Below are 21,680 nucleotides of genomic sequence, written 5' to 3' on the forward strand. Positions count from 1 at the left end.
GGTCGGTCCGGCTTCATGCCATCTGCGCAAGTGGCCCTGCGGGCAACGCTTGTCACGGCTATGGCTTTTCCGCATCATTGAGCGCAAGACAACACCGCAAGCAGGGCCTGCCTGACAGCGGGACCCAAGCCAATCAACACGAGGAACGCTGTGGCGGAGAGTGAAAACATCGTCGCCGAGACCGCGGAAAAGATTTTCGCCGATCTCGCGGATGCCCAGACCATCAATCACGACAAGAAGGGCGCATGGAAGGCGCCGCTGTGGCAGGCGTTGACCGAAGCCGGCCTTCCGCTGTCCTGGGTGCCCGACGATCTCGGCGGTTCCGGCGCCAGCCTCGCCGAAGGATTCAGCGTCCTCAACGTTGCCGGTCGGCATGCGATCGCTGTTCCGCTGGCCGAAACAATGCTGGCCGGCTGGCTGCTGACGCAGGGCAAGATCGCCTCGCCGGAGGGCGAGATGACGATTGTCCCTGCGAGCCCGAAGGACCGCGTCACGCTCAACGCCGACGGCTCGCTCACCGGCCGCGCCCGCGGCGTGCCGTTCGCAAAGGATGCGAAGCATTTTGCAGTGCTTGCAAGCGGCAAGGACGGCATCTCGATCGCGCTGGTCGATGCCGCGAAGTGTCGGATCGAATCCGGCATCGGGCTTGGCGGCGATCACAACGACACCGTCACGCTCGACAAGGTGCAGCCCGTCACCACCAAGCCGGCGCCGAAGGGCTTTGACCAGACCACGCTGATGCTGATGGGCGGCGTGGTGCGCAGCCTGCAGATCGCGGGCGCGCTGGAAGCGATGCTCGACATCTCCGTGCGCTATTCCAATGAGCGCGTCGCCTTCGAGAAGAAGATCTCCAAGTTCCAGGCCGTGCAGCACAACCTCGCCCGCCTCGCCGGCGAGAACGCCGCGGCGCTGGCTGCCGCGACCTCCGCGGCCGACACCATCGTCAACGCCAAGTCGCTGGACAATGACGCGGTATTCCTCGAGGCCGCGGCAGCAAAAATCCGCTGTTCGGAAGCGGCCGAGAAGGGCAGCGGCATCGCCCACCAGGTGCACGGCGCGATCGGCTTCACCATCGAGCACATCCTGCATCGCTATTCGCTGCGCGCGCTGGCATGGCGCGACGATTTCGGCTCGGAGAGCCACTGGGCGGTCGAGCTCGGCAAGCTCGTCGCCGACCGTGGCGCCGATGAATTGTGGCCGCTGGTGGCTTCGCGCTGAGATCAGGCAGAACAATCAGGACTGGACATCATGACTGCAGCCCTTCGTTTCGATCCGATCCGCCTTCCGGAAAAGTGCGAGCAGCTCCGTAAGGAAGTGCGCGCCTTCCTCGCCGAGGAAATCGCCGCCGGCACCTTCGATCCCCACGCGCCGAACCGCGAGGACAACGACGCGCCGGAATTCTCCCGCCGCGTCGGCGCCAAGGGCTGGCTCGGCATGACCTGGCCGAAGAAATATGGCGGCCAGGAGCGCTCATTCCTCGAGCGCTACGTGGTCACCGAGGAGATGCGGGTCGCGAACGCGCCGACCCGCCGCTTCTTCGTCGCCGACCGCCAGAGCGGGCCGGTGCTTTTGAAATACGCGCCCGAGCACATCAAGATGGACATCCTGCCGCGGATCTGCCGCGGCGAGGTCTGCTTTGCGATCGGCATGAGCGAGCCGAACTCCGGCTCCGATCTGTTCGCGGCGAAGACCCGCGCCACCAAGACCGACGGCGGCTATCTGATCAACGGCACCAAGATCTGGACCTCGTCGGCGCACATCGCCGACTACATGATCGCGATCTTCCGCACCTCGGCCCCGACCAAGGAAAACCGCCGCCACGGCCTGACCCAGTTCCTGGTCAAGATGAAGCAGCCGGGCATCCAGGTGAATCCGATCGGCCAGATCACCGGCCAGTTCGAGTTCAACGAGGTCGTATTCACCGACTACTTCGTGCCCGACGATCACGTGCTGGGCGAGGTCGACGGCGCCTGGAAGCAGGCGACGTCAGAGCTCGCCTATGAGCGCAGCGGCCCCGAGCGCTTCCTCGAGACCTACTACGTGCTCACCGAGCTGGTGCGCGCGGTCGGCAAGAATCCGGACACCCGCAGCGCCGAGGGCATCGGCCGCCTGGTGGCGCAGGTGCACACCATGCGCCGCATGTCGGTGTCGGTCGCCGGCATGCTGCAGGCCGGCAAGGAGCCGGTGGTGGAGGCCTCCATCGTCAAGGACATCGGCACGGTGTGGGAGCAGCAGCTGCCGCATCGCGTGCGTGATCTCGCGGCCTTCGTCGAAGAGACCGCGACCAACCGCGAGACGCTGGAAAAGCAGCTCGATTTTGCCATCAAGACCGCACCCAAGCTGACGATCCAGGGCGGCACCACCGAGGTGCTGCGCGGCATCATCGCCCGCGGGCTCGGTTTGCGCTAATTCAACGAGGACAGAACATGACCAAATACACTGATATCGGCGTCGAGACCCACGGCCATGTCGGCCTGATCGAGATCCGCAAGCCGCCGCTGAACTTCTTCGACGTCGCGCTAATCAACCAGATCGCCGACGCGCTGGAGGAGTTCGACAACAATATCGAGATCCGCGCCTCGGTGCTGGCCGCGCAGGGCAAGGCGTTCTGCGCCGGCGCCAATTTCGGCGACCCGGCTCGCCAGGAGCAGGAGGAGCGCGCCAAGAGCGATCCGGCCTCAAACCTGCCGATCAACCATCTCTACGTTCAGGCGGTCCGCATCTTCCGCAACAAGAAGCCGATCGTCGCGGCGATCCATGGCGCCGCGATCGGCGGCGGTCTCGGCCTTGCGGTCTCGGCCGACTTCCGCGTCGCCTGCCCCGAAGCCCGCTTCGCCGCGAACTTCACCAAGCTCGGCTTCCATCCGGGCTTCGGCCTGACCACGACGCTGCCGGAGCTGATCGGCAAGAACAATGCCGAGCTGATGTTCTACACCAGCCGCCGCGTCACCGGCGAAGAGGCCTATCGCTGGGGTCTCGCCAACGTGCTGGTGCCGCAGGACCAGGTGCGTGCGGAAGCGATGAAGCTCGCGCAGGAGATCGCCGAATGCTCGCCGCTCGGCCTGGTCTCGACCCGCGCCACCATGCGCGCCGGCCTCGCCGACCGCGTGCTCGCCGCGACCAACCACGAGTTGGAGGAGCAGACCAAGCTGCGCGCGACCGAGGACTTCAAGGAAGGCGTCAAGGCCACCGCCGAGCGCCGCGTCGCCAACTTCAAGGGGCGGTGAGACCGCTCTGCGCAGGGTGGGCAAAGCGAAGCTTGGCCACCATCACACGCACGAAGCAATGGTGGGCACGGCGCTACGTGTCTTTGCCCACCCTACATTCTCGCCATTGTTAGCACGGCTCTCTCAACACGTCGTCCCGGCGAAAGCCGGGACCCATAACCACTGAACTGGGTTGTGAGGGAAGCCGACGCCGCGTGTGCCCATTCCGCGGGCCGCGGCGTATGGGTCTGGGCTTTCGCCGGGACGACCCCGAGTTTATTTCAGCACCACCAGCGCATCGACGATCGTCGCGCTGACCAACCTGACCCAATTCGCTACACCCTCACGGGTGGTATTATGCATTCATACGACTCTTGAGAGATACTTCACATTCGAAGACCGCCACCGGTCATACACTCCGTCATTGGGCGCTCCGTATTCATCACAGCATGGAGCAACGCAATGACTGCCAAGCATTCCGTTCCCGTTCGCGGGCTGTCCACAACGGCCAGTTCGCCGCTTTTCCAGGGTCGCTTCGGTCGCATGTTCCGCATGGAGCCGGCGACCTTCGGAAAGACCGACACCGACGCGCAGAACGCGCTTGCCAAGCTTGCGAAAGCCATGACCTCGTCCGCCGACGATCCGAAAGACGGCCGCGACGACGAGGAGAGCGGGATTCCCGCGCTCTATACTTATTTCGGTCAGTTCATCGACCACGATCTGACATTCGACCCCAACAGCTCACTGCAAAAGCGCAACGACCCGGATGCGTTGACCGACTACCGGACGCCGGCATTCGACCTCGACTGCATCTACGGCCGCGGTCCGGACGACCAGCCCTATCTGTATGATGGCGGCAACGGCTTCCTGCTCGGCAATCCGATACACGGCGCCGACGACCCGGACGCCCATGACCTCCCGAGGAACGGAGCGTCAGTGAAACGGGCTCTGATCGGCGATCCACGCAACGACGAGAATTCGATCGTCTCGCAGTTGCAGGGTCTGTTCCATCGCTTTCACAATGCGATGCTGAAACGGCACCCCGATGCCGAATTCTCCGACCTCCAGCGGATCGTGCGGCACTACTATCAGTACATCGTGCTGTACGATTTCCTGCCGCGAATCGTCGACCATGGAGTGCTCGACCAGCTCAAGACCGGCGGACGGTATGACCAGTCGAAGCTGAAATTCTTCCACTGGAAGAACGAGCCCTTCATGCCGGTGGAGTTCTCCGTTGCGGCCTATCGGCTCGGCCATTCGATGATCCGGCCGGGATACCGTCTGAATGACAGCATCCTGCTTCCGATCTTTCCGAACGGCCAGAACAGGGAGGGGTTGACCGGCTTCCGCGAGATGAACCCGGCCTGGGCCATCGACTGGGGTCGCTTCATCGACATCGACACACGCGAGTATGACGGCGACGACGCCGTCAAGGCCAAGCGTCTGCAGTTCGCTTATCGAATCGATACTGCGCTGGTCAACCCGCTGGCGAACCTGCCGCCCGCGGTCGCCTCCAACCCGTCGGTGCTTGCGGAGCGCAATCTGCTGCGTGGCTGGCGGCTCGGCCTACCGTCGGGCCAGGACATCGCATACGCGATGGGCGTTCAGCCGCTCAACGACGAGGATATCCTGATCGGTCAGGGCGTGGACAAGCCCGACTCTCCGCTGCCCAGCATCCTCTCGGTGGCACCGGTATTCCGCAAGAATTGCCCGTTGTGGACTTACATTCTCGCCGAAGCAATGCACCACACAGTGAAGGTGAAAATTCCGGTCAAGTCGGATGTCGAGGTGACCACGCCGCGGCTCGGACCGGTCGGCGGACGTATCGTCGCAGAAGTCTTCGTCGGGCTGATGTTCGGTGACAACAGCTCGATCCTCAACATGAACAAGAACTGGTTCCCAGGATCCGGCCCCAATTTCGCGCTGAAAGACCTCGTCCGGATCGCTCTCGGAAAATAGCTCCGATTGCCGGGCAAGCCTGTTCGCAATCCTCCAGCCGCCGCGCATGCTGCGCGGCGGCATCGATGTTTCGCGCTGCCCAAGACTCTGATCGGCAGCGTCGTCTCTCGCTATTTCGGCACCACCAGCGCGTCGACGATCGTCACGCCCTGCCCCTCGGGATGCACCAGCACCGGATTGACCTCGATCTCGGCGATCTCGCTTCGGTGCTGCGCGGCCAGCACTGATATCTGCGAAATCAACCGCGCGAGCGTTGCGACATCCGCCTTTGGCGCGCCGCGGAAGCCATGCAGCAGCGGCGCGGCCTTCAGCGTCTCCAGCATCGTGGTTGCTTCCGCCGCGCTGACCGGCGCCGGACGGTAGATCACGTCCTTGAACAGTTCGGTCGTGATGCCGCCGAGCCCCACCATCACCATCGGTCCGAACGTCGCATCCGTCATGGTGCCGACGATGATCTCGACGCCCTTCCTTGCCATCGGCCCGATCAGCACGCCCTGGATCGCGGCGTCCGGCCGCGCCTTCTGCACGGTCTCCAGCATGTCGCGATAGGCGGTGAACGCGGCGCCCTTGGCTGCGATGTTGATACGGACACCGCCGACCTCGCTCTTATGCGCGATGTCAGGCGACTGGATTTTCATGACAAGTGGAAATCCGGCGCGCTCGATCGCCGCATCGAGCCCGTCGCGATCGGTCACCAGCACTTCTTCCGGCAACGCGATGCCGGCCGCGCGCAGCAGCGACTTGCTGTCATATTCGGAGAGCGTCTTCGCCTTCAGCTGCGCCGAGAGATCGTGCGCCGGTGACGTTGCCGCTATCTCCGGCGCTGACTTGAAGCCCGCATAGTCCGCCAGCCGCCGCATCGCGACGCCGACATGGGTGAGCCCCGACAGCACCACCACGCCAGACTTCGCCAGCTCCTGCCGTGCGAAGTGCGACGGCAACGTGTAGGAATAGAACACCACCGGCTTGCGCTGCGCCGAGATCATCGGCTTCAGCTCGGCCTCCTTGAACGGCATCCGCGTCTCGCTCGACAGCGACAGCACGACCAGCGTCGCGTCTACTTCATCTGACGCGTCGAACAGCTCGATGCTCTTCTGCAGGCCGCCGGAGGAGACGCCCTGCGCGGTCACGTCGACCGGATTGCCCGCCGCGCCATAGGACGGCATCCATTGCTTGATCTGGCTCTGGATTGTGGCCGAAAGCTCCGGCACGCGCAGGCCCTGCATCGACACCGTGTCGGCGCCCCAGATGCCGGCGCCGCCCGACACCGTCAGCACCGCGACGCGATCACCCTTCGGCAGCGGATTGGTTGCGAGAACGGCAGCTATCGTGACCGCCTCGTCGAGATCGTTGGAGACGATGAAACCGTATTTCGCGAACACCGCGTCATAGGCCGCCGACCAGCCGGCCATGCTCGCGGTGTGCGACGCCGCCGCTCGCTCTCCGGCGCCGGAGCGGCCGACCTTGGTGACGATGACCGGTTTCCTGAGCTCCGCCGCGCGCTTCGCCGCCGCGAGGAACTTGTCGACGTCGCGAATGCCCTCGATGAACAGCAGGATCACGTCGGTCGAGGCATCCTGCACCATGTAGTCGAGGAATTCGCCGGCGCCGAGATCGCTTTCATTGCCGGCGCTGACGACATAGCTCAGCGCGACGCCGAGCGCCTTGGCGCGATGATAGATCGCAAAGCCGATGCCGCCGCTCTGCGCGACGATGCCGATCCGCCGCCGGCTCGCGACCAGAACGGGCGCATCCGGCTTGACGTCGACGGTCGGGCTGAAGGTCGCGGCGACCTTCTGCATCTGGCTGTAGAATCCTTCCGCGTTCGGGCCACTGACCCGCATCCCGGTCCGCTTCGCCAGCGCCACGATCGCATCCTGCATCGCTGCGCTGTCGCCGCCTTCCTCGGCAAAGCCTGAGGAGATGATGACCGCATTCTTGACGCCGGCCGCGGCGCATTGCTCCAGCGCCGGCAGCACCGCGCGGGCGGGAATGACGATGACGGCAAGATCGATCGGCGCGCCGATCTCGGAGATCGACTTGAAGCATTTCAAGCCGTCGATCTCGTCATAGTTCGGATTGATCGGGTAGAGCGCGCCCGGAAAATCGTTCTTGCGCAGCATCGCGAGCAGCCGCCCGGGAATCTTCTCGTGGTCGCGCGAGGCGCCGATCAGCGCGATGCTCTTTGGGGCAAAGAAGGTATCGAGCGGATGCGGCATGGGGGGCGCCTCATTGTTGTTATTGCGCTCGACGATATTGGATGACAGCGGTCGGCTCAACCCGTCTCCTCGTCATTGCGAGCAAAGCGAAGCAATCCACCTCTCCGCTCGGGGGGCGATGGATTGCTTCGTCGCTTCGCTCCTCGCAATGACGATAGTTACGCCACCAGCTTGAACGTCACGCCGCAAAGCTGGAACTGATCGCCATCAACCGCGCAGCCCCTCGCCTTCGCGGCCTCCAGCACCTTGGCCTTGTCGGCGACCTTGAACGTCAAGCCGTTCATGATCTCGCTGCTGCCCTTGACGAAGCGGAAGGTGCTGTTCGGCAGCTTCACCACGATACCGTCGGCGGCAATGCCGACGATCTTTCCCCAATGCGCCGCCAACGCCTCGGGATCGGGGCTCTGCATCTCGACCTCGGTCAGCGCCAAAGTCGTGTCCTTGCGGATCGACTTCTGCCAGTCCGGGCCGGCCGGCGGATACGGCCCCAGGATGTCGTCGCTGCCATCGGTGTGGTTGAACTCGATGAAGGCCGCGCGGCAGTCGCGCGGATGCAGCTGCACGCCGTGATACGGCGCGTGCGTGATCACGTTCGCGGTCCGCACGCCCATCGCATTGGCTTTCGCGCCGCGCGCGTCGGGATCCTCGCAGCAGAAGATCGCCATGTAGCCGCCGCGACCGCCGGTCTTCTCGATGAAGCGACCGGCCGCGGTGCCCGGTCCCGGCTGGAACGGCGCGACCACTTCCAGCAGGATGGTATCGACCGGCAGTAGCGCGTTCTCCAGGCCGTATTTGGCGACATTACCGTCGCGGTAGCAGACGTCGAGGCCCATGATCGCGGAGATATCAGCGATCACGGGCTTCAGCTGCGGCGCCACCAGGCAGATCTGCCGCAGCCGCATGTATTCGGCCATGTGATTGGTCACGGCTTACTGACCCTGGAAGGTGGGCTTGCGCTTCTCGACGAAGGCCTTGGCCGCTTCCTTGTGGTCGGTGGTCTCGCCGGCGCGGGTGTGATGGATCGCCTCGCCGTCGAAGCAGGCCTCCAGCGTCATGGTCTCGGCATTGTTGATGTTGCGCTTGATGTAGCCGAGCGCCACCGACGGCCCCTGCGCCAGCGAACGTGCAAGCTCCAGCGTCTCGGCCTCGACGTCGGCATCGGGCACCACCTTGGAGACCATGCCGAGGTTATAGGCTTCCTGCGCCGACAGCACCGGCGACATCATATAGAGCTCGCGGGCCTTGGCGCTGCCGAGCATCTTGGTCAGAAAATACGTTCCGCCGTAGTCGCCGGAGAAGCCGACCTTGGCGAAGGCGGTCGTGATCTTGCAGGAGGCGCTGGCGACGCGGAGGTCACAGGACAGCGCGATCGAGAGCCCGGCGCCGGCCGCTGCGCCGTCAAGCTGCGCCACCACGGGCTTCGGCATCGTGTGCAGAATGCGCGAGACCTCCATGCCGCGGCGCAGGTTCGCCATCTTGGCCTCGAAAGGCAGCGGCGCGCGGCCTTCGGCCATCGACTTGACGTCGCCGCCGACGCAGAACGTGCCGCCGGCGCCCCGGATCAGCACCGCGCGCACCTCGGTATCGTCCTGCGCCCGCCGCGCCGCCTCGACAAGGCCGCGCGTCATGTCGGGATTGAGCGCATTGCGCCGATCCGGGCGATTCATGGTGATGGTAAGCAGGCCCTTGTCGAGGGATTGAAGAACCATCTGATTGTCGCTCATGGCGTTTTGCCTTTCGTTGTTATTGGTTGTTGCTCCGTCGTTCCGGGATGGTGCGCGAGCACCAGACCCGGAACCTCGAGATCCCGGGTTCGGCGCTGACGCATCGCCCCGGGATGACTGCATGACTTCGTCACTCCGTCACTTCTTCACCAGCGGGCAGCGCGACTCCGAGAGCGGCTGGAACGCCTGGTCGCCCGGCACGGTCGCGAGCAGCTTGTAGTCGTCCCAGCGTCCCTTCGATTCCGAGGGCTTCTTGACCTCGAACAGATACATGTCGTGCACCATGCGGCCGTCCTCGCGAATCCGGCCGTTCTTGGCGAACATGTCGTTGATCGGGGTCTCCTTCATCACCTTCATGACCGCGGCGGCATCCGTGGTGCCCGCGGCCTTCACCGCCTGCAGATAATGCATCACTGAGGAGTAGACGCCGGCCTGCGCCGAGGTCGGCACCCGCTTGGTGCGTTCCATGAAGCGTTTTGAGAACGCGCGGGTGTCGTCATTGAGGTCCCAGTAGAACGCCTCAGCGAGCAGAAGCCCCTGTGCGGTCTCGAGCCCGACGCTGTCGATGTCGGTCACGAAAGCGAGCAGCGGCGAAATCTTCTGGCCGCCCTTGGTGATGCCGAACTCGGCGCCCTGCTTGATCGCGTTGATGGTGTCGCCGCCGGCATTGGCGAGCCCGATCACCTTGGCCTTCGAGGCCTGCGCCTGTAGCAGGAAGGAGGAGAAGTCCGAGGTGTTGATCGGATGCCGCACGCTGCCGAGCACCTTGCCGCCCGACTTCACCACGACATTGCTGGTGTCCTTCTCCAGGTCCTGACCGAACGCATAGTCCGCGGTCAGGAAGAACCAAGTGTCGAGACCGGATTTCACCGCGGCAAGACCGGTCACATTGGCCTGCGCGAAGGTGTCGAACACATAGTGCACGGTATAGGCGCCACAGGCCTCGTTGGAGAGGCGGATCGAACCCGGGCCGTTGAACATGATGATCTTGCCGCGCGCCTTGGCGATCTCGCCGGCGGCAAGCGCGGTCGCGGAGGCCGCGACATCGAAAATCATCTCGACGCCCTGATTGTCGATCATGTCGCGGGCGATGTTGGCGGCAAGGTCGGCCTTGTTGAGATGGTCGCCGACCACGATCTCGATCTTGCGGCCGAGCACCGTGCCGCCGAAATCCTCCGCCGCCATCTTTGCCGCGGTTTCGCTGCCCGTACCGGTGATGTCGGCATAGAGGCTCGACATGTCGAGGATGCCGCCGAGCTTCAGCGGAGGCTTGTCCTGCGCCAGCGACGCATTCGCCGAGATCGCAAACACACAGGCCAACACGCCGGCCAAAACCCGTCTCATTCAGATCCTCCCCCTTGAGATGCGGACCTGCTTCCATCAGGTCCGTTTCGAGGGCCGGATCATGCCGCATGGCCTGCACTGCAGCAAGCTGCAGTGGCAGCAATCTGTTTTCCGTTGAGCGGAATGACGCGACGCGCCAGCCGACCGCCCGCAACCGCGATGCGATCAGAGATGAAAGTCGGAAACGGTCTGATAGGGCGTTCCCGCCGGCAGGCCGAGGAACAAATACTGCAGGCCATATTGTCCGGCGAACGCCGACGCCACGGTATCCATGATGACGTGACCGCCCAGATCCAGATGCAGCTCCGGCCGGGTGATCGGCCCGATCGTGTAGGCCGGCACGACGGTCTCGTTGATGTGCAGCGCATCGAAGGCGGCGGAGACGGCCGACAGCGACGCCGCATTGCCGGCCAGGTCGGTAACACCTGCGCCATTCGCGACGAAGCCGGTCACGGCCAGCGAGCCTGCGCGGTCGGTCGACGACACGATGTGATCGAACACCAGCTTCGAGGGATCGCCGAGCAGCGCCGTCGCGGCCGCGTCGTAAATTGCCTTGCCGCCATCGTTCAGCGTCAGGACCGGTGTGCCGCCACTGACGCGAACCGCCTCGTTGAAGCCGACAGTCAGTTGCACCAGCGAGCCGGTCGCGGCGACGCCGCCGGAAGGCGTCGCCGTGATGCCGGTGAGATGGGGCGCAGTGGTATCGAGGGTAAAGGTCAGGCTCGACGACGCGCTGACATTGCCGGCGACATCGACCTCCTGCACCGTCACGATGTGCACGCCGTCCGTGGTGAACACCGGCGCCGACGTCGAGAAACTCGATGCGCCGTCGGCCTTGAAGCGCAGCGTATCGGCCGGATCCGACCTGGTGTAGTCGATCAGCGCATTGCTGGTGATGTGGTCGGCACCCGAGAAGCCGGAGTCCTGGTGCAGCGCCAGCAGCGGCGCCGCGGGCGGCTTGGTGTCGCCGGTGAAATTGACCGCGTTGCTTGCAGCACCCGCATTGCCGGCGATGTCGGTGTAGCCGGACGCGGTTACGGACAGGTTGGCGGAGAGATGGTCGGTGACGTCGGCCGTGAACACCGCGGTGTAGATATCATGGCCGGTGTCGTTGACGCCGACATGGACGAGACTGCCGAGCAGGCCGCCATGGACGGCAATGTCGCCGAGCCCGAAGCCCGCGACCGCCTCGGAGAAGGTGAACGTCATCAGCGCCGTGTCGCCCGCGTGCAGAACCGTATGATCGGCGATCACGGAGACCGTCGGCGAGCGCGTGTCGCCGCCGATCGTGGCGGTATTGCCTGCCGCGCCGGCATTGCCGGCGTCGTCGGTGTAGCTCGAGGCCGTGACCTTGATCGAGCCCGCCAGCACATCGTTGATGTCGGGCGCGAAGGCCGCGGTGTAGACGTCCTGGCCCGCGCCGTTGAGCCCGACATGGACCAGATTGCTCAGCACGCCACCGGCGACGACGGTATCGCCGAGCGTGAAGCCTGCGACGTGCTCGGAGAAGGTGAAGGTGACGACCGAACTCTGGCCCGAAAGCAGCGTGCTCGGGCTCGCCGCGACCGACACCGTCGGAGCCTTGGTATCGCCGGTGAAACTGATGCTGTTGCTTGCCGCACCGGCGTTACCGGCGACGTCGGTGTAGCTCCACGCCGTGACCTGCACCGAGCCTGCCTCGGCATTGCTCTCGTCCGGCGTGAAGGTTGCGGTGTAGACGTCCTGGCCCGATGCGTTGACGCCGACATGGACCAGATTGCCCAGCGCGCCGCCATGCACGGTGACGTCGCCGAGCGCGAAGCTCGCAATCTGTTCGGAGAAGGTGAACGTGACCAGCGCAGTCTGCCCCGCCAGCAGTGCAGAACGATCCGCCGCGATCGACACCGTCGGCGCCAGCGTATCGCCGCCGATCGTGGCGACATTGCTCGCAGCGCCGGCATTTCCGGACACGTCCGTGTAGCTCGACGCATTGACCTTCACCGAGCCGGTCTCGGTGTCACTGACATCGGGCTGGAAGGTCGCGGTGTAGACGTCGTGGCCGGAGCCGTTGAGCCCGACATGCACGAGATTGCTCAAGACGCCGCCATGGACGGTGGTGCCGGCAAGGCTGAAGCCCGAAACGGCCTCCGAGAAGGTGAAGGTCGCGACTGAGACGTCGCCGGCCAACACCGTGTCCGGGTTGAGCGTGACCGACACCGTCGGCGCCCGGGTGTCGCCGGTGAAGTTGATCGTGTTGCTGACCGCGCCGGCATTGCCGGCCGTATCGCTGTAGCTGGATGCGTTGACCTGGACCGAGCCGGCCTCGGTGTTGGTCACGTCGGGGGTGAAGGTCGCGGTGTAGATATCCTGGCCGGAGCCATCGACGCCGACATGGACGAGGCTGCCCAGGGTGCCGCCACTGACGTTGACGCCGTCGAGGGCGAAGCCGGCGACGGCCTCGGAGAAGGTGAAGGTCACGACCGCGGTCTGACCGGCGAGCAGCGTGCCGTGGTCAGCCGAAACCGTCATGGTCGGCGCCCTGGTGTCGCCGGCGAAGTTGATCGTGTTGCTTGACGAGCCGGAATTGCCCGCGACGTCGGCATAGCTCGACGTGTTGACCTGCACCGAGCCCGCTTCAGTGTTAGTCACATCGGGCGTGAAGGTTGCCGCGTAGACGTCATGGCCGGAGCCATCGACGCCGACATGGGTCAGGTTGCCCAGCGTCCCGCCGTGGACCGTGGCATCGCCGAGCCCAAAGCCGGTGACGGCCTCCGAGAAGGTAAAGGTGACGAGCGCGCTATCGCCGGCGGTCAGCGCGGTGTGATCGGCCGAGACCGACACCGTCGGCGCCTTGGTGTCGCCAGTAAAGGTGATTGCGCTGCTCGCGGCGCCAGCATTGCCGGCAACGTCGGTATAACTGGATGCGTTGACCTGTACCGAGCCCGCCTCGGAGTTGGTCACGTCAGGCGTGAACGTCGCGGTGTAGATGTCCTGGTGCGCGGCGTTGACGCCGACATGGACAAGGTTGCTCAGCACACCGCCGCTCACGGTCGTATCAGCAAGCGCGAAGCCGGTGACTGCCTCGGAGAAGGTGAAGGTGACGGTGGAGGTTTGCCCGGCCAGCAGCGAGGCCGGGGTTGCGGTCACCGACACGGTCGGCGCGATCGCATCGATCACCAGATGCAGATCGGTCGCCGCATGGGTCACGTCGGCGTCCTGGCCGCCGGGATCCTTGATCGTGCCGCCATTGAGCGCAAGGCTCTGCACTTGCAGGTCGGACGTGCTGTCGCCGTCCTGCACGGTGTAGCTGAACACCAGCGTATGCGAGCCGCTGCCGCTGACATAGATCGCGGCCTTGCCGTCGTTGAGCAGCAGCTGCGGTGCACCGGTCACGCTCACGACGTTGCTGAAATCGACTGATATCGTGACGACCTTGCCGGCGTTCAGCGTCGTGAGGTGGCCGGTGGTGTCGGCCGTGACCGAGGCGATGCTCGCCTGCGACCTAAGCTCGAGATGCGGCGAGGCCGAGCCGTCGGACGCCAGCATCAGCGAGCCGAGCGAGGCGCCTGATCCGAAGCTCAGGGTCAGCGATGCGAGCGTCGTGCCGCCGCTGCTCTTCACCAGCAACACGCCATTCGCATAGGACAGCGTCGCCGTTGCGTCATAGGCGATGTTGCCGAAGTCGATGGTATCGCCGCCGGCAAAGCCGGTGATCGCCGTGCCGAACGAGGTGCCGGAGAATGCCGCGGCATCGAGCACGAGCTTCTCGGTAGAGCCGTCGGTGAAGGCGATCGCACCGCTGCCCGCCGCGCCGTTCGCGGCCAGCTCGAGGATGGAGCCAATGATGACGGTGCCGCCCGAATAGGTGTTGTGCGCGGACAGGATGAGCCGGCCGCCGCCGGTGACCTCGACATCGCCCGGCGTCGCGCCGTCGGAGATGACGCCGCTCTGGGTGACGGTCTCGCCGGCCGCAACATTGAACACCGGATCGCCGGCAACGGTGATGTTGCGGGTTTGGGTGAAGCCATCGGTGAAGCTGATGCCGGTGCCGTCGCCGAGCTTCAGCACATTGGTGACAGCGCCGAGATTGACGTTGGCGGAGATCGAGACCCGTGTGCCGGCGCCGCTGAGCGTGGTGTTGCCGGTGTAGCTGTTGTTGCCGCCGAGGATGACGGTGCCGCCGCCGCTGATCGCGAGCCCACCGACGCCCGCATTGGCGCCAGTGCCGCCATTGCCGCTCTGGTCCGCGATGTCGTTGCCGACCGTCAGCGTCTGGCCGCTGGCCGGCGTGAAGTTGAGATTGTTGTTGCCCTGGATGAAGATGCCGGAGCCGAAGCCCGAGCCGCTGGCCTGGCCGCTGCCATTGGTGCCACCGGCAACGGCGTTGAAGCCGGAATCGTCGGAGAGCGAGCCGCCCTTGATGGTCAGCGAGCCGCCTTCCTGAACGAAGACGGTACCGCCGGCGCCAAGGCCGCCGCCACCGCCCGGCGCGCCGTTGCCATTGGTGCCGCCATTGCCGCCACCAAAGCCGCCGATGCCGCCGATGCCGCCACCACCGCCGAAGCCGCCACTGCCACCATAGCCGCCACCGCCGCCGAAGCCGCCATTGCCACCCGCGCCGCCGCCGCCGCCGTAACCGCCGTTGCCGCCGTTAAGCGAATTTCCACCGCCGACGCCGCCGCCGGCCCCGTTCGCGCGGGTATTGATGCCGACTTCTCCCCCGGCGCCGCCGCCGCCGCCATTGGCACCACCTGCCCCGCCTGCTCCGTAGTTGTGGATGTACCCTCCCATATAGGGGAAGTCGTATCCATCGCTTCCTTTGCCGCCGCTGGCTGCGCCCGGCACAATGCCACCCGCACCGTTGGTGGTGATGTAGGAGTCGGAGCCTTGGGCACCGAGACCGATCCCGCCGCCGCCGCTGCTTCCGCCGCGGCCGCCCATCCCGCCGCCGCCGCCCAAGCCGTAGAAGCTGGTGATACTTCCAGTGCCGCCGCTGCCGCCATTGCCACCGATCGCGGCGCTGTTGTGGAAGGTGACATTGTCGATCGTCGCGCTACCGTTCGACGAGATGAACAGCGCGCCGCCGAGCCCGGCGCCGCCGCCGCCGCCACCACGGACGACACCACCGCCCGCCGCCACCGTGTTCTGGATGGTCAGGTTCTCGAGATTGACGTTGCCGGCATAGACGAAGAAGCCGCGCTGCGCGTTGAGGCCATCGATCGTGTAGGTGCCACCATGGCCGTCGCTGCCGTTGATGGTGACGCTCGACCCGCTTAGCAGGTTGAATGCGTACAGCTCCGATGTCAGGCTGAAATTCGCCGTGATGTTGATCGTGTAGTTGGCATTCTGCGCGGCGTTCTGGCCGCCGGAATCCATCTGCAGGATCGCGGCATTGAGATCGGCGACGCTGGCCACATTGAACACCCGCGTCGAGACGATCTGCACGATCGTGCCGCCATTCGCATCCTGCGTGAGCTGGAACCGGGTGCCGCCGTCGAGCCCGGTCACGGTCAGCGTGTCGGTCGTGGTGCCGTTCGAGATCGAGAGCGTGGTGCCGGACAGGCTGATGGTATTGAGCGAGGGATTCTGGGTGTTGTACGCCAGCCCGGTGAGATCGATCTTCTGGCCGGGATTGAAGTTCGAGATGCTGTTGGTGAACGCGTTGCCGGTCAGCGCGGCATCGTCGATCTTCAGCGTGCCGCCGAGGCCCGTCGTGAACGAAATGTTGCCGGCTCCGGCGGCGCCAGAGGTCGTAAGCCAGGCGGTGCCCGCATAGATCGTCGTGCTGCCATAGCTGTTGGCATGGCCGAGCACGAACGTGCCGCCACCGTCGATGCCGAGATTGCCGCCGCCGCTGATCAAGGCCGTGTCAGTGACGGTCGCGCCGGTCCCGACCGCAACAACCGAATTGCCGCCGACCACGATCGCATCGTCAAAGATTCCGCTGGTCGTCAACCCGAGGTGTCCGCCGCTCAGGTTGAGCGTCCCCGTCAGTCCCGCGAGTTGCCCCATCCCGAGTTGCAACGTGCCGGCGCCCGACAGCGTGAACGTGCCGGACCCGCTGATCGCGCCGGTGTCGGCGATCGTGCCGGACGAGATGTCGAAGGTGCCGCCATTGGCGGTGAGCTGAATATCGTGCGTGAAGGTGTAGCCGCCGGTCGTGGTCAGCATGCCGCCGTTGAGGATCAGCGCGCCGGGCGAGCCGCCGATATTATTGTCGGCCGTGATCGAGAGGATGTTGCCGCCATCGATCTGGGTGCCGCCGGCATAGGTGCTCGCACCCGTCAGCGTCAGCGTACCGCCGCCGGAGACCTGCAGCTTTCCGGTCGTGCCGGTGCCGCTGATGCCTTTCTCATCGGCGATGGTGTCGCTGATCGTCAGCGTCGTGACGGTCTGCAGGCCCTGCGAGAACGTCGGCACGGTGTGCGTCGGCGTGACGACCATCGTGCCCTGGATGAAGATGTCGCCGTAGGCCGAGCCGTTGCCGGCGCCGTTGGCGCCGGTGCCGCCGGTCTCGGTGGCACCGGACAGGGTGCCGCCGATGACGGTCAGCTTGCCGCCTTGCTGGACGAAGATGTCGCCGCCGGCACCAAGGCCGCCGCCACCGCCGCCTGCGAGTGAGCCGCTGCCCGCGCCGAAGCCACCGGTGCCGGGCGTGCCGTTCGAGCCGCCGCCGCCGCCGCCGAATCCGCCATCACCGCCGGTATGCGCGTATCCGCTGCCATTGCCGGATCCGCCGCCACCACCGGCGAAGCCACCATCGCCGCCGCTATAGATGCCGCCGCCGCCACCGCCACCGACGCCGCCCGCGCCGCCGAAGCCGGCTCCGGGAGTGCCGGTCGCCGAATTGGCGCCACCGATGCCGCCGCCGCCACCACCGACACCGCCGCCGCCACCACCGCCGCTCGCGCCGCCGCCGGCATGTGCGCCGTAGCCGATGCCACCGTAATTGTCGGCGCCCTGTCCACCGCCCGCCGCACCCTCGATTGTCGCCGGCGTGCCGCCTGCGTTTTGTGCGCCGGTCGAGGGATGCTGGCTGTCGGAGCCCGCCTCGCTGTAACCGCTGCCGCCATTGCCGTGGTAGCCGTAATAGTCCTGGCCGCCGAAACCGCCGCCACCTCCGCCGCCGCCATTGCCGCTGCCGCCATCGGCACCGATGCCGCCGCCACCGCCGCCGCCGCCAAGTGGATCGACCGCGCCGCCATTGCCGCCCTTGGCGGTGTTATTGCCGAAATTGACATTGTTCAGCGTGACGTCGGCGTTCTGCCCGACGAACAGGCCGCCGCCGAGGCCCGCGCCGCCGCCGCCACCACCGACCCCGCCATTGCCGCCGCTTGCAACCGCATTGATGATGGTGAGGTTCTTGAACGTCACCGTGCCTGAGGTGACGACAAATCCCTGATAACCGCGCGCGTCGATGACGTCGCTGTAGTCCTGGCCGCCGAGCTGATTGTTGTAGTCGGAGTTGCCGTCGAAGGTGAGCGTCGAGCCGTTCATCAAATTGATGGCTGGCAGATCGTCCAGCAGTTGCAGCGTGCGCGCACCGGACGAGAGCGAGAAGTTGATCACGTAATCGGTGTTGGCAGCAGCGAGGCCACCGCCGACGCTGATCGCCGAAATCGCGTTGTAGAGCTGGGTATAATCGTGGACGGGATCGCTGGTCGTCAGCGTCAGAACAACGGGATTCGACACAAGGACCTCGGCAATATGCATGAGCGACCGTGATCGGCCGCTATTTCAAAAAATTGCCGAATAGTTACCTTGCGCCGCAAGCCATTGGCAACAATAACGAATTCTCATTCCGCGCACGGAGTTGCGATGGTCAATCGGTAAGGTTGACGGGCGCGGAGACCGCGCTGCGCAGGCTCCCGAGGCAATCTTCGCCGCAATCGGCGATACAGGCGACGTGTTGGCTGCGTGGCGGGCACCCATCAATGTGAAACACGCAGCATGACGATGCGCGTAATGAGAAGCGGCGCGACAAAAATGTCGGCGACGAATCGCCGAATCACGCTCGGCTCCGTCGATGCGACCTCGCTTCGCCAGTGGCTCCGAAACGATCTTTCGGACAGACTGTTCGTGTTGGCGACCACGCTCCGAACGGCGTGCGCCGGAGCGACGGGTGCAGCATGACGCCTCCACGCGATAGAGCATCTCCTCACCGTCGGCGGACAGTGACGATGACGGTGTGCATGCTTGCGATCGCGCCATGCATCGGACGCGCCGAAGCGGCGGGATGCAATTTCGAGATTCAGGGCGAGGGTCGCATCGCCGCTGTCGTCGATGCACGCAGCCTGCGGCTGGACGACGGCCGCGAGGTCAGCCTCGCCGGGATCGAGGTGGCGGACCGGGCGAAGGCCGCCGCAGCGCTGGCAGCGCTATCCGTCGGCCGCGAGGTGACGCTGCGCGGACAGGACGACGCGCCGGACCGCTATGGCCGGCAACCGGCCTACGCTTTCCTCGAAGGCCGCGAGACGCCGGTCCAGACCGAGCTGCTGCGCCAGGGCCTCGCCCTGGTGTCGTCCGAGGCCGCCGACAAGGACTGCGCCGCGGTGCTGATGGCGGCGGAAAGCGAGGCGCGGACGGCTCGATCGGGAACCTGGGCGGAGGCCACGGTCATAAAAAACGCTGAAAGCCCGGACGATATTTTGGCCGGGATCGGGCGTTTTACAGTGGTCGAGGGCAGGGTTTTGTCCGTGCGCCAGGCGGGCGCGACGACCTACCTGAATTTCGGCCGAAACTGGACACGGGACTTTGCTCTGACTATTTCAAGGCGCATAGTCCCTGCGTTCGAGGCGGCCGGGCTTGCGCCCAAATCTCTGGAAAATCGCAGGATTCGTGTGCGAGGCTGGGTGGAAGCGCGACGTGGGCCGCGAATCGAATTGCTCCGGGTGGGGCAGATTGAAGTGCTCGACGGGAACTAGGGGCCTCTGGCCACAGCCCGGCCGATTCACGGGACAATTTGTGAGTTTTTGACGTGATTGAACGCGCTGGACGGCGTGAAGATGGAACTGGCCGCCGCCTTTCGGCAGCGCCTGTGCTCGTCTGCGCGGCCCTGACGCTGTCGGCCTGCGGCAATGTCGGCCGGTTCGAGCAGGTCACCCCGACCGCAGCGGCGGCGCCGGTGAAGCCGAACCGGGTGGTGCAGCAGACACCCAACAGCGAGCGCGAGCATGAGCGCATCCTGTCGTCCTATGGCGGCGCCTATGACGACCCCAAGCTCGAGGCCCTGATCAGCAAGACCGTCGAGCGGCTGGTCGCCGCCTCCGAACGGCCCGACCAGGCCTACAAGGTCACGATCCTCAATTCCGGCGCGGTCAACGCCTTCGCGCTGCCGACCGGCCAGCTCTACGTCACGCGCGGCCTGATCGCGCTCGCCAGCGACACCTCCGAGCTGTCTTCGGTGCTGAGCCACGAGATGGCGCATGTGCTGGCCAAGCACGCCGCGATGCGCGAGGACCAGGCGCGCCAGGCGGCGGTGGTGACGCGCGTCGTCACCGACATGAGCACCGACCCCGATCTCACGGCACTGGCGCTCGCCAAGACCAAGCTGACGATGGCGAGCTTCTCGCGGCAACAGGAGTTCGAGGCCGACGGCATCGGCGTAGGGATCGCCGCGCGCGCGCATTTCGATCCCTACGGCGCGTCGCGCTTCCTGACCGCGATGGAGCGCAACGCGGCGCTGAAGATCGGCAAGACCGCGCTCGATCCGCGCGCGCAGGACTTCACCTCGTCGCATCCGGCAACGCCGGAACGCATCTCCAACGCGCAGACCACCGCGCGGCAATATTCGTCGCCCGAGAACAACGAGCGCGACCGCGAGACCTATCTCGCCGCGATCGACAACATCGTCTATGGCGAGGACCCCAGCGAAGGCTTCGTGCGCGGCCGCAGGTTCCTGCATCCCAAGCTCGGCTTCACCTTCACCGCACCCGACAATTTCACGCTCGACAACACCGCGCAGGCGGTGATCGGCGTGCGCGAGGGCGGCAGCCAGGCGATGCGCTTCGACGTGGTGCGGGTGCCGGCCGAACAGTCGCTCGGCGACTACCTGAATTCCGGCTGGATGGAAGGCGTCGAGAAATCCTCCACCGAGGACCTCAACATCAACGGCTTTCCGGCCGCGTCAGCCACCGCGCATGGCGACCAGTGGCAGTTCAAGGTCTATGCGCTGCGCTTCGGCAGCGACGTCTACCGCTTCATCTTCGCCGCCAAGCAGAAATCCACCGAGAGCGAGCGCAACGCGCGCGAGACCGTCAATTCATTCCGTCGCCTGACCCTCGATGAGATCCAGGCGGCACGCCCGCTGCGCATCAAGGTCATCAACGTGCAGCCCGGCGATACCGTGGAATCGCTGTCGCACCGCATGGCCGGCGTCGATCATCCGGCCGAGCGTTTCCGTGTGCTCAACGGCCTCGACGCCCACGCCCAGGTCAAGCCGCGCGACCGCGTCAAGATCGTGGTGGATTGAGGACCGCGGTCTCTCCACTGTCGTCCCGGCGAACGCCGGGGCCCATAACCACAATTGTCGATTGACGGAAAACGCTGGGGCCACAGCGCGCTCAAACAACGCTGCCCTGTGGTTATGGGTCCCTGCTTCCGCAGGGACGACGTAGAGAGCGCCCTACTTCGCCTTCTCCTTGAGGAAGGCGATGATGTCGGCCCGATCCTTCGGATCCTGAACCTCGTAGAACATCTTGGTGCCCGGAACCATCGCATCGGGACCGGTGAGCCATTTATCGAGATTGGCCTCGGTCCACACGATCTTCGAGTTCTTCAGCGCCGGCGAGTAATTGTAGCCCGCGACCGAGCCGGCGAGGCGGCCGACGACACCCTTGTGCATCGGCCCGACGTCGTTCTTGTCGATCGAATGGCAATCGCCGCAGCCCTGGTACAGGGTGGCGCCGCGCGCGGCATCGCCTGCCGCCCGGGCGCTGTTCAGGGCGAGCAGGATCGCGATTGCCGCCATTGCGGCGGTCTTGGCATGCCGCGGCGCCAGCACGCCTGCGATCGAACGGATGGTCATTCCCGGGGGTCTCCTGTTGGTCACCCCATCAGGAGCAGCCTCACTGGCGATCTATTCCCGGGAATTCCGCTGGTTCGCAACTGCGGGCCGCATCGATCGCTGAGAACGGCCGTTGCCGCCGAAGTTTTTTTCGCCCGTTTGGAATATCGGCGTAACCCCGCCGATCTCGATTCGCAGCTGCCACCTCCGCAGCGGCGCCGGACTATTGGAGCATCCCCAGTGT

At 65.4% G+C, this 21,680-nt stretch carries 12 protein-coding genes; 6 read left to right on the top strand and 6 right to left on the bottom strand.

What is annotated here, in order from left to right:
* Window positions 1–150: 150 nt before the first annotated feature.
* The 4 genes from CK489_RS05995 to CK489_RS06010 all read left to right on the top strand — a co-directional run bounded on the left by CK489_RS05995 (window position 151) and on the right by CK489_RS06010 (window position 5,165).
* Window positions 151–1,218, top strand: a complete 1,068-nt coding sequence (locus CK489_RS05995) for an acyl-CoA dehydrogenase family protein (protein WP_095731616.1) — start codon at window positions 151–153, stop codon at window positions 1,216–1,218.
* 30 nt (window positions 1,219–1,248) lie between these two features.
* On the top strand, window positions 1,249–2,409 hold the full coding sequence (locus CK489_RS06000; protein ID WP_095731617.1) for an acyl-CoA dehydrogenase family protein: 1,161 nt from the start codon (window positions 1,249–1,251) through the stop codon (window positions 2,407–2,409).
* A 17-nt stretch (window positions 2,410–2,426) separates the two neighbouring features.
* Window positions 2,427–3,227 (top strand): enoyl-CoA hydratase/isomerase family protein, encoded by an 801-nt coding sequence (locus CK489_RS06005; protein WP_024582673.1) that lies wholly within the window; start codon window positions 2,427–2,429, stop codon window positions 3,225–3,227.
* Between the two features lie 441 nt (window positions 3,228–3,668).
* Window positions 3,669–5,165 (top strand): peroxidase family protein, encoded by a 1,497-nt coding sequence (locus CK489_RS06010; protein WP_095731618.1) that lies wholly within the window; start codon window positions 3,669–3,671, stop codon window positions 5,163–5,165.
* A gap of 110 nt (window positions 5,166–5,275) precedes the next feature.
* On the opposite strand, the gene CK489_RS06015 is transcribed toward CK489_RS06010, so the two are convergent.
* From CK489_RS06015 to CK489_RS42590, 5 genes are all read right to left on the bottom strand, one after another.
* Entirely contained in the window at window positions 5,276–7,384 is a 2,109-nt protein-coding gene (locus tag CK489_RS06015; protein WP_095731933.1) for an acetate--CoA ligase family protein, read from the bottom strand.
* A gap of 158 nt (window positions 7,385–7,542) precedes the next feature.
* Entirely contained in the window at window positions 7,543–8,298 is a 756-nt protein-coding gene (locus CK489_RS06020; RefSeq protein WP_095731619.1) for a VOC family protein, read from the bottom strand.
* Window positions 8,299–8,313: 15 nt separating this feature from the next.
* A complete protein-coding gene (locus CK489_RS06025; RefSeq protein WP_095731620.1) occupies window positions 8,314–9,108 on the bottom strand; it encodes an enoyl-CoA hydratase in 795 nt (264 codons plus the stop codon).
* 138 nt (window positions 9,109–9,246) lie between these two features.
* Window positions 9,247–10,452 (bottom strand): ABC transporter substrate-binding protein, encoded by a 1,206-nt coding sequence (locus CK489_RS06030; protein ID WP_095731621.1) that lies wholly within the window; start codon window positions 10,450–10,452, stop codon window positions 9,247–9,249.
* Window positions 10,453–10,617: 165 nt separating this feature from the next.
* On the bottom strand, window positions 10,618–18,123 hold the full coding sequence (locus tag CK489_RS42590; protein WP_198960843.1) for an Ig-like domain-containing protein: 7,506 nt from the start codon (window positions 18,121–18,123) through the stop codon (window positions 10,618–10,620).
* Between the two features lie 488 nt (window positions 18,124–18,611).
* Between CK489_RS42590 and CK489_RS06050 the strand changes: the two genes are divergently transcribed.
* Together CK489_RS06050 and CK489_RS06055 are read left to right on the top strand one after the other, a co-directional pair.
* Window positions 18,612–19,355: a thermonuclease family protein gene (locus CK489_RS06050; RefSeq protein ID WP_095731624.1), complete on the top strand. Its 744-nt coding sequence runs from the start codon at window positions 18,612–18,614 to the stop codon at window positions 19,353–19,355.
* A 53-nt stretch (window positions 19,356–19,408) separates the two neighbouring features.
* Entirely contained in the window at window positions 19,409–20,902 is a 1,494-nt protein-coding gene (locus CK489_RS06055; RefSeq protein WP_050631687.1) for a M48 family metalloprotease, read from the top strand.
* 153 nt (window positions 20,903–21,055) lie between these two features.
* On the opposite strand, the gene CK489_RS06060 is transcribed toward CK489_RS06055, so the two are convergent.
* Window positions 21,056–21,457 (bottom strand): c-type cytochrome, encoded by a 402-nt coding sequence (locus tag CK489_RS06060; RefSeq protein ID WP_095731625.1) that lies wholly within the window; start codon window positions 21,455–21,457, stop codon window positions 21,056–21,058.
* Between the last annotated feature and the right edge of the window lie 223 nt (window positions 21,458–21,680).

Source organism: Bradyrhizobium sp. UFLA03-84, from assembly GCF_002289535.1.
GTDB lineage: Bacteria > Pseudomonadota > Alphaproteobacteria > Rhizobiales > Xanthobacteraceae > Bradyrhizobium > Bradyrhizobium viridifuturi.